Genomic DNA, 15,850 nt, shown 5'->3' with positions numbered 1-15,850 from the left:
CGTTTGGATATCCAAACGCACTTTGGGGAGAACCCCAATCCCCCGGACACAGACGGAAATGGAAAGGAAGGATCAAGTCATGTTAAGAAATGGAGTAATGATTGTAATCGCATTGATGAGCGGAGGATTTATAGGAGTGATAGTGACCTGTTGCATGGTTGCAGCGAAAAAATCCGATGAGGATCTTGGCGGTATGATGAAAGAGGAAGAGAAAAAAGAAGGGACGGTGATGCAATGCGAAAACGAAACCATGTGATCCCGGTACGGCTTAATGCAAGGGAAGTCAGGGAACTGAATGAGCAGGTCGAAAGAAGCGGTCTGAGCCGGGAAGAGTTTATGCGTTCGTTGATTTTAGGAGCGCAGGTTCATGCAAAACCCTGTGAGCATCATCCCGAATTGCTCCGAAAGATTGCAGGCTTATGCAACAATGCCAATCAGCTTGCACATGTTGCCAATGCTTCTGGTATGGCAAGCGAGCAGAGTATTCAGGAAATGCTGCGGCTTACCAAAGAGACATGGCATCTGGTAAAGGAAGAGTGGTAATGACCGATGGCTTATACAAGTGTTATCCCCGTCCACCGCCTGGACCGTTCCATCGAATATGTGAAAGACAAAGAAAAAACCACACAGAAAGCAGACTCTTTGGAGGCTGCCATTGATTATGCCATGAACCGGACAAAGACGGAACAGGCGGTCTTCGAAGATACCATCGGATGTACCAATGAAAATGCGTATGCAGATATGGTGGCAACAAAAAAGAGATTCCATAAGATGGGCGGTGTGGAAGGATACCATCTGGTACAGAGTTTTGCAGAAGGTGAGGTGACACCGGAACTGGCACATCTCATCGGACAGGAACTGGCAGACCGGCTCTTAAAGGGACAGTATGAAGTCGTTATCACAACGCATCTGAATACCAGACATTATCATAACCACATTGTCTGGAACTCTGTGAGCATGGCAGACGGGCGTAAGTACCACAGCAATGCAAAGAGTTATTATACGGAGATCCGGAAGATCTCCGATGAGCTGTGCAGAAAATATGGTCTGTCTATCATTGAATCCAATCAGAAAAAATCAATCCCTTATGTACAGTGGAAAGCAGAACAGGAAGGAAAGCCGACATGGAGAACGGCGATCCGTTTGGATATCAGGGAATCGGTACAGGAAAGCTACTCCTGGTCACAATTCCTAAAAGAGATGGAAAAGCGGGGTTATACATGGAAACTGAACAGGAAATACATTTCTTTAAAAGCTCCGGGAATGGAGCGGTATATTCGTCTGCGTTCCCTTGGAAAAAATTATTCTGAAGAGGAAATACGTGGGCAGATACTACAGCCCAAGGTGAAACGAGTCTATCAAAAGGCAGTACAGATTCATCCCAAAAAGAAACTGACCGGGATTCAGGCACTGTATTATTCCTATTTATATCAAATGGGGGTACTGCCAAAAAGACCGAAAAGGAGTCCATACGCTGTCAGAGAGGATATCCGGAAACTGGATCAGAGGATTGAACAGATTGAGTTTTTAATGAAGCATGACATTACGACCAGAGAACAGCTTGCCACATACCGTGAGCCGTTACAAAAGCAGATTTCAGAACTGATGAAGGAACGCAGAAAGCTCTATCGGAATGACAGTGAAGACAGTGGAAAAGCACGGCTGTCTGAAATCAATGAGGAATTAAAAAATCTCGGAAAAGAAGTCCGTATGACCGTCCGGATTGAAAAGCATTCATTGGAAATCGAAGAAAGACTTCGAAAGGCAGAAGAACAAAACCAGAATGAGAAACGTGTGGAACACAAAGAAAAAGAGAGTCAGGAGGTGAGATAAGTATGAATTACGGAGCAGAACCGGCAGATCAGGTGGTGCGGTACAGTCTGGAAGGAATGGAATACTCTTTGAAGATTACCGGAAATGTGGCAAAGCATGTGGCAATCTTTATTGCGGCCGCCCTGAAAGATCAGAAAAAGACAAGAGGGAAAACAAGGCTTACCAGAATGTTAAAGGAACAGCGCCCGATGAAATTTTTTACCGTTCCGGGTGACCGCTTAAAAGAATTTGCGAAAGAAGCCAAAGCGAGAGGTATCTTATATGTTGTCATCAAAGATAAGGTGAATCCGGATCAGACAGAGGTCATGGTATTTGCAGATGATGCAGCAAAGATGAACCGGGTATTAGACCGGATGAATCTGGATTTTGTAAAAGCAGAATCAGGCTCTATGGTTACAGAAGCAGTGGAAAAAGAGAATGCACCGGAAAAGGCAGAGAACCAGATGGAAAAAGAAACCGGGGAGAATGTACGGACAGAGACTGTTGTCCTGCCGGAAGGCAAGATAGAATTTGAACTGGATGATGCGGAAGAAATGTTCCAGATCGGGGATGAGGCTTTCCCGGAAGGAAATTTTACACATGCGCAGGAGGGGAAAGCAAAGAATCCGTCCGAACCTTTCTCGCGCAACAAAAATATTTCTTCCGGTCGGGAAACTAGCTGGGAAGAAAAGAATGAAAAACCATCTGTGCGGAAAGAACTCGGAGATATCCGTAAGGAACAGGAAGAGAAACGTAAGAGGCCGGACAGACGGAAAAATGCCAGAGAGAGCAGGAAGAAACGTAAGAATATGAAAACGAAAGGCAGGTAATGTATATGGATTTAACAGACATGATTTCAGGTGGAACGGAAGAACAGCAGATTCCTGAACAGAAATTGACCAAGGAAGAATATGCAGCCAAGAAGCAGCAGGAAAGAGAAGAGGTATGGGCTGAAGTAGATTCACAGGCACAGGGAGTTTTTCAGGATGGAGAAAAACTGAAAGGCTTTCTGGATTTTATGGCAGAGTGTAATACACAGAGAACTCCGAATCTGCTTTTGATCTACGGACAGCATCCGGATTTTAAGGTGGTAAGGTCTTATGAACGCTGGAGAGAAGAACACCGTTCAGTAAAAGCAGGGGAGCATGGCATTACTTATATGATTTCCACTGAATACGAAAAAGACGGAGAAATGCGGAGAGGATATACGATCGGAAAAGGATTTGACATCAGTCAGATGTCAGGAAAGCCATTAGAAGAACGCCCACAGCGAAGTCTGACAGAACTGGTAGGAGTTGTCTTAAAAGACCAGTCGGTGCGTGTACAGATTGAGGATAATCTGCCAGACAAAGTGCAGGCCCAGTACAATCCGAGATACCGTACCATTTATATCCGCAACGGAATGAGTGAAGTAACGACATTCCATGCACTGAACAGAGAACTGGCATGTGCAGCACTGGACCAGCATACCGGAACCTACAGCCGACAGAAAGTCAGCGCACAGGCATATTGTGCGGCCTATGTGATTGCAAAACGTTATGGTGTGGATGTTACCGGATTCAATCTGGAGTATATTGCACAGAGAAATGAATGTGGAAAGAAAGATCCGCAGGAACTGAGAGACTTTTTAAATGATGTCCGTCAGGCTTCCTACAGTATACGAAACCATATCGAACGCAATTTTGGTGCAAAGGAACAGGAGTATATAACCGATGAGTTCGCAATCGGAGACCCTGTAAAAATACCGGAAACCAAGGATGAAAAACCATCTGAACAAGTATCCGGAAAAGAGAAAAAAGCAAAGAGCCAGCCGGAACGATAAAAGTGAAAAAGTTGGACGGTTGGAGTAGCTATTACGGAGGTCTTGTGATATGGTTGGTGTAATAAAAAAAGGAGGTCAGCCAGATGACAAAATACTATTTGAAGATGGATAACATTATGAAAAATATGTTCGTGGTGGCACTGAATGATGAGCTGCAGGCACAGAGTGAGCAGGATGAATGTTTGGAAGAAACGAAAGCTCTTCTGAAAAAAGTAAGTGAATACGACCTCGCCCAGAAACGGCTGCAGATTACAGCCGGGGAACAAAGGCAGATCCGTAAGGCACTGAACAGGCTTAGAAGTAAATATCTTGCAGCCGGAAGATATAGTGATGGAATAGATAAAATCATTATTCAGGTTGCAAAACCGAATACCACCAGACACATGTTCTGGTAGAGAAAGGAGTGGTTGATTGGTCATTTATTCAAGAGAAAAAGTGGCACGACTTAGAGAACAATATCCGGCAGGAACAAGAATCTGTCTGGATTCGATGGACGGAGAAGCGGGTATGCCGCAGGGACTGGAAGGAACTGTGCAGTATGTGGATGATGCAGGTCAGCTCGGCATCAGTTGGGACAACGGCAGAAGTCTCTCACTGATACCGGGAGTGGATTCCTTTCATAAGAAAGAAGGACAGGAACATCCAGAAGAAAAGCCACGCAAGAAAAGAGAATCTGACTTGCAGAGATAAGTAAAAAAAAGCAGGACTTGGTTCTGTGTCTTGTCTTTCTGCCATTTGTCTGGTGGGCGGCAGCGATTACCGCTTGTGCCATTGCACCGGATAAGAATTTTATTCAAATCTTAGAAACGCTGAGCGAAAAACTCGAACAGCCGTTTTTTATCACGTATACACCGTATACGTTCAAATGTATTCTGATATTCACAGCAGCCTATTTCTTAGGCATTGGTATTTATGAATCCCAAAAAAGAAATTATAGAAGAGGTGTGGAACATGGTTCCGCAAAATGGGGCAACGTGTCCGAAATCTGCAGACGTTACTGCGAAAAACGATACACGCAAAATCTGCTTTTAACACAGCATTTCCGTATGGGACTGGACGGCTATAAGCACAAACGAAACCTAAATGTGCTGGTAGTCGGAGGTTCAGGAGCTGGAAAGAGCCGGACGTATGCAATCCCAAACATCATGCAGTGCAACTGTTCGATGGTGATTACTGATCCCAAGGCAGAACTTTTGCGTAAAACCGGAGGTGTTCTGGAACGGAATGGATATGAAGTCCGGGTTTTTGATTTGATCAATCCGGAGACTTCCTGGTGTTATAATCCGTTTGCGTATGTCTGGGATGATAAGGATGTACTGAAGCTGATCAATAACCTGATCCGCAACACAACACCGAAGGGAGCGCAGAGTTCAGACCCGTTCTGGGAGAAGTCCGAGACTGCACTTTTACAGGCACTTATGCTGTATTTGCTGCATGAGGCTCCACCGGAAGAACAGAACTTTCCGATGATCATGGAAATGCTTGGAAGCGCTCAGGTCAAAGAAGATGATGAGGATTACCAGTCCCCATTGGACATTTTGTTTGAAAGACTGGAAATGCGGGACCCGGAGAGTATTGCGGTCAAGCAGTATGCCATTTATAAGCAGGCAGCCGGAAAGACTGCAAAGTCTATTTTGATCTCGGTTGGTGTCCGTCTGGCAGCTTTTAACCTGAAACAGATTGCAAATCTGACCTGTACAGACGAACTGGACTTATACAGTATCGGGGAGAAAAAAGTAGCACTGTTTTGCTGTATTCCGGATGCCGACACCAGCATGAATTATCTGGTCGGCATGATTTACAGTAATCTGTTTCAGACACTGTATTATGTGGCAGACCGGAAGTACGGAGGAAGGCTTCCAATTCCGGTACACTGCATTATGGATGAATGGCCAAACGTAGCCTTGCCGGATGATTTTGACAAGATTCTGGCAACCATGCGTTCCAGAGGGATTTCCTGCAGTATCATCATCCAGAATATCGCACAGATGAAAGCCTTATTTAAAGACTCGTATGAGAGTCTGATCGGCAACTGCGATGAATTTTTATATCTGGGTGGAAATGAAAAAGAAGGACATAAGTATGTCTCGGAATTATTGGGAAAAGAAACATTGGATACCAATACCTACGGACAGACAAAAGGGCGTAGCGGCAGCTATTCGGTGAATTATCAGCAGACTGGAAGGGAACTTTTAACACCGGATGAAATACGGCTTTTAGATAACCGCAAAGCGATTTTGTTTATTCGTGGGGAGCGTCCGATCATGGACGATAAATATGATTTAAAAAAGCATGTGAATTTCAGATACACAGAGGACGGTGGTGCATCGCCTTATGATTATGCGAAAACACCACTGGCTCACGACGACCTAAAGATTGACATTAACAGATTAGACGACTACGAACTGCTGTCTACCGAAGACATCCTTGGTGAATAGCAGTTTTTTGATGGATTGGAGTGATGTGTATTGAAGAAATTTCTCACAGGAGAAAAGAATAGAACAAAAAAGAATACAACTGAAAAAATGACAACCCCGATGCCGATGGGGAGAAAACAGAAAAAGTGGATGAGCCTTTACATGGCACTGGTACTGACCGTAACGGTTGGAGCAACGACCGCATTCGCAGCCGGTGATCCGTTGTCCGTTATCAATAACCTGTCTACTTTTATTTTTTCCCTGATTCGTGCAATCGGTTTGATTTTGCTTGGATTTGGTGTTGTGCAGGTTGGTCTGTCTTTAAAAAGCCATGATCCAAGCCAGAGGGCAAATGGATTTCTGACACTGGCCGGAGGAGTAATTATTACGTTCGCCAAAGAAATCCTGGATCTGATTATGGCGTAAGCCTCTTTGAAAAAGTATATCAGGAAACAGCAGGAGTGCCGGAAGGTACTCCTGCATTCAAAAGTATGTTCAGGGAGGTGAAAGTTTTTGAGCGATAACTGGATTGTACAGAATCTGAACTCTGCGTTGTCTACATGGAGTGAAAAGATGGCAGAACTGTGGACACTGCTTACTGAAAATCCGGCAACTTTTAAAGGCGGCGGCATCTGGCGGATTATGACCAATATCAATGATGCACTGACAGCTATTGCCTATGGATTACTGGTGTTGTTTTTTGCAGCCGGAATCATTAAAACGTGTGGCAGTTTTACAGATCTGAAAAAGCCGGAACATGTGCTAAAAGCATTTATCCGGTTTGCACTTGCTCAGGGAGCAATCACGTATGGAATGGAACTTATGCAGGCACTGTTTTCCATTGTGCAAGGAATCGTGACAACCGTAATGAGTGGCTCCAGTATGGCAGGAAGCGTGACGGAACTGCCAACGGAGATTGTAGATAAGATCGAGAGTGTGGGAATGCTGGAATCCATTCCATTGTGGATTGTCACACTGCTTGGCAGTCTGCTGATCACCGTATTGTCATTTGTGATGATCCTGACAGTGTATGGCAGAATGTTCAAAATCTATATGTATACGGCAATCGCCCCGATTCCGATTTCCTCGTTTGCAGGAGAACCCACGCAGTCTATTGGAAAGAACTTTATCCGTTCTTATATAGGCGTGTGTCTGGAAGGGGCAATTATTGCACTGGCGTGTATTATCTTTTCTGCTTATGCGGCAAGTCCTCCGGCAGTGGGAGATACGGAGCTGAGTGCAGTTACAATCGTGTGGAACTATGTAGGAGAACTGGTATTCAATTTATTGGTACTTGTTGGAGCAATTAAGGCATCTGACCGTATTGTCAGAGAAATGATGGGACTTGGAGGTTAAAAAATATGGATACAAAGAAAACATTAAGATATAACTGGGAATTCGGACGTGAGACAGTAGCGATACGAGTGAGCTCTTATCGGAACAATGGGAATTTATATGTAGGACTCTGCCATAAGGAAGGGAGAGACTGGGAAGATTTTGGAGATGTAACCATTAATCTGCCCTATCAGTTCTTAGAGCCAAATGAGGCTTTTATAACAGGAGATTTTACCAAGGATATGCTTCATTTTATCAAGGAACATAAACTTGGAAAAGTGTTGAATGAAACAGGAAGATCAGGATATGCAACCTATCAGAAGGTAGCGTTTGACCTTGCAAGACTTGCGGAATTTGATCCGGAAGGCGTTGCGGAACACTGTAGATTTGCCGGGATAGAAGTACCGAAAGAAAAACCACAGAAAACGAAGAAACAAAACAGGGGAGAGGAACGATAATTTATGGAAGTAAAGATGAACAAAGAAATCAGGGACTATCAAGAATCCATGTTTATGGGACTGGACCTGAGACAATGTGTGTGTTCTGTTCTTGCGATTCTTACAGCAATCGGAATTTACTTTGGAATGCGTGATATTACCGGACAGGAAATAACCGGATGGCTGTGTGTGCTTGGTGCTGCTCCATTTGCTGCCTGTGGCTTTTTCAAATATCATGGTATGACAGCCGAACAGTTTTTATGGGCAGTGATCAAATCCGAATTGCTGTATCCGAAGAAACTGGTGTTTCAGTCGGAAGATATCTACTACTCCTGCATGCAGGAGACCATCTCGCTGGGAGAAAAGAATCAAAAGGATGGAGCGGAAATCATAAAAGAGCGGGAGCAAAAAGCAGAAGCAAAACAGAGAAAGAAACGCAAGGGAAGGAGTGATGCCTTTGATTAAAACCTTAAGTCAGGCACTTCGGATGGATAAGGAACGCTTCAAAGTTCCGAAATCCGTCCAACAGGCAATTCCCATCCAGCGAATCTGGCCGGATGGAATTTTTCAACAGGGAACGAAATTCTCAAAAACATATCGTTTTACAGATATCAACTATTATATTGCGAGTAAGGACAATAAGACAGAAATGTTTCTGGATTATTCTGAACTCTTAAATTCACTGGATTCCGGCATTTCTGCCCAAATTACCATCAATAATCGGAGAATCAATAAAGAAGAATTCGAAAAGTCTATTCTGCTTCCAATGAAGGAAGATGGACTGGACCACTATCGGGAAGAATACAACGAAATGCTCCTGTCTAAGATTACAGGAACAAACAACAGCATCTATCAGGAACGGTATCTGACCGTCAGTGTACATAAAAGATCGATTGATGATGCAAGAACCTATTTTGCACGTATCGGAACAGACATCGTAACACATCTGGCAAAGTTATCGTCCACAGCAGAAGGACTGGACGCAGAGAGCCGGCTCCAGATTTTCAGGGATTTCTTCAAGGGAGATGTCCCACAGGCATTTCCGTTTGATCTGAAACAATTTGCCAAGAAGGGAACAAGTTTCAAGGACTGGATGTGTCCGGATTCTATGGAATTTGAACGTGACCATTTTAAAATCGGTGACAGATACGGAAGAGTCCTGTATATGCAGGATTATGCAAGTTATGTCAAAGATGACATGATTTCAGAATTGTGTGACTTTAGCCGGAATCTGATGTTGTCGATTGACATCCTGCCAGTCCCTACGGATGAAGCGGTAAGGGAAATCCAGAACCGACTGCTTGGTGTGGAAACTAACGTGACCAACTGGCAGAGAAGGCAGAACGCTAATAATAACTTCTCGGCAATCGTACCATACGATATGGAACTTCAGAGAAAAGAAACCAAGGAAATGCTCGATGATCTGACAACCAGAGACCAGCGTATGATGTTCGGGATTTTGACAATGGTACATCTGGCAGACAGCAAAAAGCAACTGGATTCCGATACGGAACTGATTCTGTCAATCGCAAGAAAGCATCTGTGTCAGATGGCAACATTAAAGTGGCAGCAAGTGGACGGACTCAATACAGTGCTTCCTTACGGACTGCGAAAGATCAATGCCCTGCGTACATTGACAACGGAATCAACGGCTGTTTTAATCCCGTTCCATACACAGGAAATCCTGCAGCCGGGAGGTATCTATTATGGGCAGAATGCAGTCAGCAAGAACCTTCTGGTAGCCGACCGGAAGAAACTGATGAATGGAAACAGTTTCCGGTTGGGCGTCAGTGGATCAGGAAAGAGCTTTTCGGCAAAAGAAGAGATTGTGCATCTGGCATTGAGTACCGATGACGATATCCTGATTCTTGATCCGGAGTCCGAATTTACAAAATTAGTAGAGGCTCTGGGCGGACAGGTTGTAAAAGTATCTGCGACATCAGACAATCATCTGAATGCAATGGATATGGACGCAGCCTACGGCAATGAAAAGAATCCACTGATTGAAAAATCGGAGTTTATCCTGTCTGTGTTCGAGCAGTTGGTTGGAGCAGGAAATCTGTCGGCAAAAGAAAAGTCGATTCTGGACCGCTGTGCTGCAGATGTGTACCGGGATTATATCCGAAGTGGTTATACCGGAGAAGTTCCGACATTGAAAGATATGTACCGACAGTTGATGTTACAGCCGGAAGAAGAGGCAAGGGGACTTGCACTGTCATCCGAACTTTTTATCAATGGAAGCCTGAACACCTTTGCACAGCCGACCAATGTGAATAAGAAGAACAGGATCATGGATTATGATATCCGGGAACTGGGGGAACAGCTTATGCCACTGGGAATGCTGGTTACCTTAGACAGTATTTTCAACAGGGTAATTCAGAACTGGAAAGAAGGAAAAACGACATGGATATTTGCCGATGAGTTCTATCTGTTATTCCGCTATGAATACAGTGCAAATTTCTTCTACCGACTGTACAAGAGAATCAGAAAATACAATGGATTCGTGACAGGTTTAACCCAAAATGTTGAGGAACTTCTGAAATCGGACACTGCAAGACTGATGTTGGCAAACAGTGAGTTTTTGATTCTTTTGAATCAGGCAAGTACAGACAGGGAAGAATTGGCAGCTCTTTTGAATATTTCCGAAAACCAACTGTCCTATATTACAAATGTATCGGTTGGCAGTGGCCTAATCCGTTGCTCTGGGAATATCGTACCATTTGAGAATACGTTCCCAAAGAATACAGACCTTTATAAACTAATGACAACAAAACCGGGAGAATCATAATGAAGAAAAAAGAAGAAGTAACGATAACTTTTTATGCTGCAGAGTGCGGTGAGTTCCATGATTTAGGAGAATATACAAAATGCAGAACGCTGGAAGAGGCATATAAAAAGTACCAGAAATATTGTAGAACATCTGCCAATATGTGTCCGGCTATTGAGTTTTCTATTCATGATCCAGAATCAATTTATTCAGACATGGAATATCCATTACCGTTGTCATCAAAAGACAGGGGAGACTTGGAACTTGTGCCATATTACAACGAACATCCACTGGTAAATGAGGCAATCAGACAGGTGGAGCAGTTGCAGAAACAGCAGGAAAAAAAGAAACATCGGGATGTTGCCCGATGAGATAAGAGATACGGAAAGAGGGTGACCGGATGAAAGATATCAAGGAACGGGTAAGGGATAAGAATCCGAAGATTCGAAATCCGGCTGCCCGACTTCCGAAAGAACTGGTTCGCTCAGCGGTTCTGGAAGCAAAAGAAAAGCCAAGGGAACTACATGAAAAAAGCAGTGGGCAGTCAGAATCCCCAACACAGTATGGAACTGAAAAAATAGAATCCGTACAGTACAGAGCGGCGAGTGTGGCAGGAAAAAGTATAGGGAAAACCACATATCAAGGTGGAAAAAAACTTGCTGGAGTGACCTACAGGAAGATAAAGGAAAGAAAAAGCAGACAGGAAGAAGCGAAAGCTGCCGAAGAAGCAATGGAGCAGGGGGCAGAAAGCGGAAAGAAATTAATCAAGTTGAAACCGGAGCAGGCAGCACTTGCCAAGGAGAATGGTAAACGGCAGGTGAAAGCAGCACCGAGAGTGGTAAAAGTATCCGGTCTGTCTCAAGAAAAAATAAAGACACAGGCATCCATGCAGAAACAGCAGATGGAAAAAAGTCTTCAGGCGATGCAGAAAGCAAGAGCAGCCCAGATGGCAAGAAAGTCAGCACAGGCATCGGCAGAAAGTGGAAAAGCAGTCCTTCAGGTAACTGGAAAGGGTTCAAAGTTATCCGTACAGGGAATTACAGCAGCGATTCAAAAAGGGGTAGTAGCTCTTGAAAAAATGGGAAAATGGATTGCTGCCGGAGGTAGTGCATTTCTTCTGGTATTTATTCTGATTGTGGGAATCATTGCAGGAGCAGCTTTCAGCAGTAATTCGGAAAGCTCCGAATCCCTAAGTGAAGAAGTGCTTGCGTATACTTCTGTGATACAGCAGTATGCATCCCAATACGGCATTCCGGAATATGTGTCTGCGATACAGGCCATCATGATGCAGGAATCTGGAGGCAGGGGAACAGACCCGATGCAGTGTTCGGAAAGTCCATATAATACAAGATTCCCACACACTCCTGGTTCTATTACTGATCCGGATTATTCGATAGAGGTTGGAGTACAGACCTTTGCAGACTGTATCAGACAGGCAGGATGCAGCAGTCCACAGGATCTGGACAAGCTGAAACTTGCATGGCAGGGATATAACTATGGAAATGGCTACATAGGATGGGCATTGCAAAGAGGCGGTTATACAGAAGCCAATGCATTGCAGTTTTCACAGGAACAGGCAGCTTCGCATGGATGGAGCAGTTACGGAGATCCCCAATACGTTCCCCATGTGATGCGGTATTATTCCGGTGGCAGCCTGTTTGCTGGTTTGTTTGGTAATCAGCAGATTGTGTCGGTTGCAATGGGGCAGCTTGGAAACAGTGGCGGTCAGAAGTTCTGGAGCTGGTACGGATTTGACAGTCGGGTAGAATGGTGTGCCTGTTTTGTAAGCTGGTGTGCGGATCAGAGCGGTCTGATTGCAAGTGGGAATGTTCCTAAATTCTCATTGTGCAGTGATGGAGTGTCCTGGTTTCAGGGAAAGAATAAGTGGCAGAGTGGCGGAACAACTCCGACAGCTGGAATGATCATCTTTTTTGACTGGGATCATGATGGAACATCGGATCATGTAGGAATAGTAGAAAAGTGTGAAGGTGGAAGAGTTTACACGATTGAGGGAAATTCCAGTGATCAGGTACGGCAGAGAAATTATGCAGTAGATTACAGTTCTATAATGGGATATGGGGTGATAAATTGATGGTTTCTTTCATAATTTGTTAAGGATTTTATAAGGGAGTTAATGAATTCTTTGGAAAATAGTCACAAAATAGGCACAGTTGATTGATAAATTGTTATTGTAACTTTTAGTGATAGACATATAAAGAGTTAGAAATCTTTATAATTGACTTGAATTAGGAGGTAGTGAATATGAGTGATCAGAATGTAAAAGCAGCACAAAAATATTTAAATGCGATGTTTGGTGGACATAAGGATTGGGTAAAACTGGATGAAGATGGAAAGACCGGAACAGCCGTGATGCAGGGAATCATTCGTGCATTTCAGATTCAGAATGGAATCTCAACGATTACAGGAACGGTTGGACCACTTACTATTAATACCATGAAGAAGTTAGCCATTATTACAAAAATGGATCCGAATGATACTCCGCAGGTTAATGTATGCTTGATTCAGTGTGCTCTGTTTTGCAAAGGATATGCTGCTGGAGGAATTACTGGAATTTATTATACATCAGGAGTAAATGCAGTTAAAAAGATGCAGGAAAATGCAGGACTGGAAGTTACGGGCAAAATTGATTGGAAAGTTTGGTCTGGATTGTTATCCCTAAACTGGTTTACAAAGGTTTCTGGTGGGGATTCCAATATTGTTCTTATTCAACAGCAATTAAATAGTGACTGGTCAGATGTTATTGGTGTTGGACCTTGTGATGGAATTGCCTCAAGACAGACAATTTTGTCTTTAGTTGGTGCATTGCAGGCGGCTGAAGGAGTTACAACTGAATTAATTACAGATTTGAATTCAGTTAATTTTGGCGATGCAACAACAAATGCGTTTCCGGGTACATTACAGAACGGACAGAACTCGACGAAATATGTTCCATTTAATAAGATTGCTCAATACGGACTATATTTTAACGGATATAATCCGGGAAGATTCGATGGCGTGTTTGATTCGACTACAGAGTCAAAGGTGTCAGAATTTCAGGAGTTTTATGGTCTGACAGGAATTGGACTTGTAACAAAAGGAAAAGTAAATGTTTCTACTATGAAATCATTGCTTACGAGTAAAGGCGATACAAACAGGGCAGCAAAAGCGTGTGACTGTGCAACAGTATTAAATAAACAACAGGCATTAGATATAAAAAATGCAGGGTATACTCATGTAGGACGTTATCTGACAGGTTCTGTTGGAAAAGAACATACACCGAAATATTTGACATCAACAGAAGTGAAAAACATTGAAAATGCAGGATTATCGGTATTCCCGATATATCAGGATGGAGGATATGAATTAAACTATTTTAAGGATCCGTCCCAGGGAAGTGTTGATGCACAGACAGCAATTTTAGCAGCCGAGAGAATCGGTATACCAAGTGGAACGACTATATACTTTGCAGTGGATTTTGATTGTTATTCATATCAGATTGATACATTTATTATACCTTATTTTGAACAGATTCACATGATCTTTTTCAGTTCGACAAATGATAAAAATTATAAAGTCGGCATTTATGCACCAAGATATGTATGTACTAAAGTTTATGAAGCAGGATTGGCAAGTAAATCATTTGTGGCAGATATGTCAACTGGATTTAGCTGTAATTTGGGATATTCGATGCCGAAGAACTGGGCATTTGATCAATTTTGTGAGTTGAACTCATTTTCTTCATCACCTTCGTTCCCACTGGATAAAGATGCATATTCAGGGAGAGATACTGGATTTAAAAAGTTCGATGCCGTATCGACAAAAACAGATGAGGAAATAGCGCAAGAAAATCTTCGGGCAAAGGTAAAAATAGCACGAAATCAATATGTCTATAATGTAATGGAGCCGCTTGGTTATCTGAATAAAATTATGGATGTGGGTGTGGAGTATGATAAGGAAATTTCACTGGGAACAATGATGAGTCCTCAAGGAGCAATTGATATTTCTACTAAAATATCCACATCGCTTGAAAGTTCAACTGGTAAAATTTATAATATAAAAGTGGATATAGGAAATGATGGAGAATTGACACAAACTTGCAAAAATCAAATTATGGAGATTTCATCAAATTTATCAGATACAGGTATAGAGGGAGCAGATAACTTTGGAAATACGATAGAAAAAATTGCTTTATCGGTTAAATCTGGTAATATTGCTTTTGAAATAAATAATGTTTTTGCCAATAGTGTAGAGTTTTCCATTGTATTTAGTACATCAGATTTGCTGCCAGAAGAGGAAAAAGAGTGGACAATATCGGTTGCTTTGATTTTTACAATGACATTAAATTCTAATAGTGGTCTTGAATTTAATGTTGTAGAATTCACAAAAGAGCATAGTAATATACTGGCAGGAGCCGTAATATTAGTTCTTGCGGGTGCATTAGTTGTAAATGCAATTCCGTCAATTATTGCTTTATTTTCAGCTGGAGCAGGTACTGTTTTTGGTTTGTTGATTCAAGCGCTGTAAATTGTAAAAGAATAAAAGAGACAATGGCCAGAGGTTCGATTTTATAAAGAGGACCTCTGGCAAAAGGAGGATTAAGAAGAATGCATATTAAATCAATTGTGTCAGATGAGGATAGGGAAGAATTAGAAAGAATGCTTTCGCTTGGGTTTATAATTCCTAATCAATTATTTAAAACAAGACAGAAAAGTAGAATGATTATCTATATTTTTACACCTGTAGAATTTTTACTGTCGATTAATTGTTATCTGTCGGAAAGTTATTTGATGTTTGGAATAGGGATTGGAACTTGTGTGGCTTGTGTGGCTTGGATTATTTGGTATCAAATGATTGGTAAAAATTTTGAAAAAAATGTTCATGAATTTGTCTGGGGTAGATCAGGATATGAAACGGTGGATATCGATGAAAACGCAATTAAAATAGATGAAGATCAAATTTATGAATTTAAAAATATTGATAGAATGTTCTTATATAAAAACTTCTTTTTTTTCATAACAAATGAAAAGAAAATATTTATATTTAAAACGACAGATATGGAGTCGGATGAACTTATAAAAATTATTAAAACAACAGGGATTTTATTTGAAAAAAAAGAAAAACCATTTAATATTTATAAGTATTGTAAAAAAGGAAAAAGTTTTTAAAAATAAGCAGAGGATGGTGGATTTATCATCCTTTTAGAGAAGAGCATGTATTTTAAAGGGAATCTGGTTTTGCAGGTTCCCTTTTTGCCATCAAA

Annotated in this window: 17 protein-coding genes; all 17 read left to right on the top strand. The window is 42.2% G+C overall.

The genetic code is table 11. From position 1 onward, the window contains the following. Positions 1-79: 79 nt before the first annotated feature. The 17 genes from ACYQ2D_RS02290 to ACYQ2D_RS02210 all read left to right on the top strand — a co-directional run bounded on the left by ACYQ2D_RS02290 (position 80) and on the right by ACYQ2D_RS02210 (position 15,755). Positions 80-256 (top strand): DUF3789 domain-containing protein, encoded by a 177-nt coding sequence (locus ACYQ2D_RS02290; RefSeq protein ID WP_015513331.1) that lies wholly within the window; start codon positions 80-82, stop codon positions 254-256. Further along, entirely contained in the window at positions 235-543 is a 309-nt protein-coding gene (locus ACYQ2D_RS02285) for a plasmid mobilization protein (RefSeq protein ID WP_015513332.1), read from the top strand. The genes ACYQ2D_RS02290 and ACYQ2D_RS02285 overlap by 22 nt, the downstream gene beginning before the upstream one ends. Positions 544-549: 6 nt before the next feature. After that, positions 550-1,833 (top strand): relaxase/mobilization nuclease domain-containing protein, encoded by a 1,284-nt coding sequence (locus tag ACYQ2D_RS02280; RefSeq protein WP_110102386.1) that lies wholly within the window; start codon positions 550-552, stop codon positions 1,831-1,833. 2 nt (positions 1,834-1,835) lie between these two features. Continuing rightward, a complete protein-coding gene (locus ACYQ2D_RS02275; RefSeq protein WP_004614511.1) occupies positions 1,836-2,642 on the top strand; it encodes a PcfB family protein in 807 nt (268 codons plus the stop codon). A gap of 5 nt (positions 2,643-2,647) precedes the next feature. Beyond that, the gene (locus ACYQ2D_RS02270; protein ID WP_171027959.1) at positions 2,648-3,634 is read left to right on the top strand and encodes an ArdC family protein; all 987 of its coding nucleotides are present in this window, start codon (positions 2,648-2,650) and stop codon (positions 3,632-3,634) included. An 83-nt stretch (positions 3,635-3,717) separates the two neighbouring features. Continuing rightward, positions 3,718-4,029, top strand: a complete 312-nt coding sequence (locus ACYQ2D_RS02265; protein WP_004614509.1) for a hypothetical protein — start codon at positions 3,718-3,720, stop codon at positions 4,027-4,029. Between the two features lie 40 nt (positions 4,030-4,069). After that, on the top strand, positions 4,070-4,324 hold the full coding sequence (locus tag ACYQ2D_RS02260; protein ID WP_227084817.1) for a DUF4314 domain-containing protein: 255 nt from the start codon (positions 4,070-4,072) through the stop codon (positions 4,322-4,324). Positions 4,325-4,347: 23 nt separating this feature from the next. After that, positions 4,348-6,072, top strand: a complete 1,725-nt coding sequence (locus ACYQ2D_RS02255) for a VirD4-like conjugal transfer protein, CD1115 family (protein ID WP_179976722.1) — start codon at positions 4,348-4,350, stop codon at positions 6,070-6,072. Positions 6,073-6,159: 87 nt separating this feature from the next. After that, positions 6,160-6,477: a hypothetical protein gene (locus ACYQ2D_RS02250; RefSeq protein WP_006426976.1), complete on the top strand. Its 318-nt coding sequence runs from the start codon at positions 6,160-6,162 to the stop codon at positions 6,475-6,477. An 87-nt stretch (positions 6,478-6,564) separates the two neighbouring features. After that, positions 6,565-7,407 carry a VirB6/TrbL-like conjugal transfer protein, CD1112 family gene (locus ACYQ2D_RS02245; protein WP_171027960.1) on the top strand — a complete coding sequence of 281 codons (843 nt, stop codon included), beginning with the start codon at positions 6,565-6,567 and terminating at the stop codon, positions 7,405-7,407. Between the two features lie 5 nt (positions 7,408-7,412). Continuing rightward, positions 7,413-7,844 (top strand): DUF4313 domain-containing protein, encoded by a 432-nt coding sequence (locus ACYQ2D_RS02240; protein ID WP_055215240.1) that lies wholly within the window; start codon positions 7,413-7,415, stop codon positions 7,842-7,844. Positions 7,845-7,847: 3 nt separating this feature from the next. Beyond that, positions 7,848-8,288, top strand: coding sequence for a PrgI family protein (locus ACYQ2D_RS02235; RefSeq protein WP_023923453.1), 441 nt, complete (start codon positions 7,848-7,850; stop codon positions 8,286-8,288). Continuing rightward, positions 8,281-10,611, top strand: a complete 2,331-nt coding sequence (locus tag ACYQ2D_RS02230) for a VirB4-like conjugal transfer ATPase, CD1110 family (protein ID WP_199669452.1) — start codon at positions 8,281-8,283, stop codon at positions 10,609-10,611. Before ACYQ2D_RS02235 ends, ACYQ2D_RS02230 begins: the two co-directional genes overlap by 8 nt. Beyond that, the gene (locus ACYQ2D_RS02225) at positions 10,611-10,961 is read left to right on the top strand and encodes a hypothetical protein (RefSeq protein ID WP_006426970.1); all 351 of its coding nucleotides are present in this window, start codon (positions 10,611-10,613) and stop codon (positions 10,959-10,961) included. The genes ACYQ2D_RS02230 and ACYQ2D_RS02225 overlap by 1 nt, the downstream gene beginning before the upstream one ends. Before the next feature lie 29 nt (positions 10,962-10,990). Then, on the top strand, positions 10,991-12,682 hold the full coding sequence (locus ACYQ2D_RS02220) for a lysozyme family protein (protein ID WP_006426969.1): 1,692 nt from the start codon (positions 10,991-10,993) through the stop codon (positions 12,680-12,682). A gap of 170 nt (positions 12,683-12,852) precedes the next feature. Further along, on the top strand, positions 12,853-15,114 hold the full coding sequence (locus ACYQ2D_RS02215) for a glycoside hydrolase domain-containing protein (RefSeq protein WP_007884642.1): 2,262 nt from the start codon (positions 12,853-12,855) through the stop codon (positions 15,112-15,114). An 80-nt stretch (positions 15,115-15,194) separates the two neighbouring features. Next, on the top strand, positions 15,195-15,755 hold the full coding sequence (locus ACYQ2D_RS02210) for a hypothetical protein (RefSeq protein WP_006426967.1): 561 nt from the start codon (positions 15,195-15,197) through the stop codon (positions 15,753-15,755). Positions 15,756-15,850: the final 95 nt, after the last annotated feature.

The sequence above is a fragment of the Blautia stercoris genome (genome assembly GCF_054657695.1).
The sequence above is the reverse complement of the archived record's forward strand: the minus strand, read 5'-3'. Positions and strand labels throughout refer to the sequence as shown.

Coding starts and splice junctions, on each gene's coding strand:
- ACYQ2D_RS02290 (WP_015513331.1), top strand. CDS start 80: ATGTTAAGAAATGGAGTAATGATTGTAATCGCATTGATGAGCGGAGGA.
- ACYQ2D_RS02285 (WP_015513332.1), top strand. CDS start 235: ATGCGAAAACGAAACCATGTGATCCCGGTACGGCTTAATGCAAGGGAA.
- ACYQ2D_RS02280 (WP_110102386.1), top strand. CDS start 550: ATGGCTTATACAAGTGTTATCCCCGTCCACCGCCTGGACCGTTCCATC.
- ACYQ2D_RS02275 (WP_004614511.1), top strand. CDS start 1,836: ATGAATTACGGAGCAGAACCGGCAGATCAGGTGGTGCGGTACAGTCTG.
- ACYQ2D_RS02270 (WP_171027959.1), top strand. CDS start 2,648: ATGGATTTAACAGACATGATTTCAGGTGGAACGGAAGAACAGCAGATT.
- ACYQ2D_RS02265 (WP_004614509.1), top strand. CDS start 3,718: ATGACAAAATACTATTTGAAGATGGATAACATTATGAAAAATATGTTC.
- ACYQ2D_RS02250 (WP_006426976.1), top strand. CDS start 6,160: ATGACAACCCCGATGCCGATGGGGAGAAAACAGAAAAAGTGGATGAGC.
- ACYQ2D_RS02240 (WP_055215240.1), top strand. CDS start 7,413: ATGGATACAAAGAAAACATTAAGATATAACTGGGAATTCGGACGTGAG.
- ACYQ2D_RS02235 (WP_023923453.1), top strand. CDS start 7,848: ATGGAAGTAAAGATGAACAAAGAAATCAGGGACTATCAAGAATCCATG.
- ACYQ2D_RS02225 (WP_006426970.1), top strand. CDS start 10,611: ATGAAGAAAAAAGAAGAAGTAACGATAACTTTTTATGCTGCAGAGTGC.
- ACYQ2D_RS02220 (WP_006426969.1), top strand. CDS start 10,991: ATGAAAGATATCAAGGAACGGGTAAGGGATAAGAATCCGAAGATTCGA.
- ACYQ2D_RS02215 (WP_007884642.1), top strand. CDS start 12,853: ATGAGTGATCAGAATGTAAAAGCAGCACAAAAATATTTAAATGCGATG.
- ACYQ2D_RS02210 (WP_006426967.1), top strand. CDS start 15,195: ATGCATATTAAATCAATTGTGTCAGATGAGGATAGGGAAGAATTAGAA.